Below are 539 nucleotides of genomic sequence, written 5' to 3'. Positions count from 1 at the left end.
GGGGCGCCGGGGGCGGGAATCGCGCACTCCATATTTTGTTCACAAATCAACTAACTGGGCTCCGAGATGCTCAGAGTCACGCGTATGGTCATAAAACTTGGACAGACCGTATGACCTCGGGAATCTTGCTGTCCACTGAAGACATAGTATCTTTATACCCTCATCGATCTCCGCTAGTTAGCCCGTAATAAATTGAAGGACAACGTTAACAAACCTATATAAACGCCAGTGGGGGCTCTATCACTAATTAGATAGAGTCCCCACTGGCGGAGTGTATTTGATTAAAACAATGCCCCTTAATTAATGTACTGGAAATAAGGAGCAAAAGATCCGTCCGGATATACGTGGCGACAGAACTCTGGAGCCGACTGAGCGCCACCAGAAAGCGACATGAGTAAAAAGATCGGCTCTGCCTCACCGCGAACGACTACGATGCCCTCGACTAAAGCCAATCCGAACACACCTAAAACAGATAGGGCAAATGTCGGTTTATATAACGCAAAGAAGGGGGAGGCCGCGAGGCCTCCCCCTTCTTCAAG

Annotated in this window: 1 protein-coding gene; it reads right to left on the bottom strand. The window is 49.0% G+C overall.

Annotated elements, in window-relative coordinates; translation table 11 throughout:
* Window positions 1-296 precede the first annotated feature (296 nt).
* Window positions 297-539, bottom strand: a 243-nt coding sequence (locus tag DXA43_RS10535; protein ID WP_233540083.1) for a hypothetical protein, incomplete at its 5' end; no start/stop codon positions are given.

This window comes from Collinsella sp. OF02-10 (assembly GCF_003463445.1).
In the GTDB taxonomy this organism is placed as follows: domain Bacteria; phylum Actinomycetota; class Coriobacteriia; order Coriobacteriales; family Coriobacteriaceae; genus Collinsella.
The sequence above is the reverse complement of the archived record's forward strand: the minus strand, read 5'-3'. Positions and strand labels throughout refer to the sequence as shown.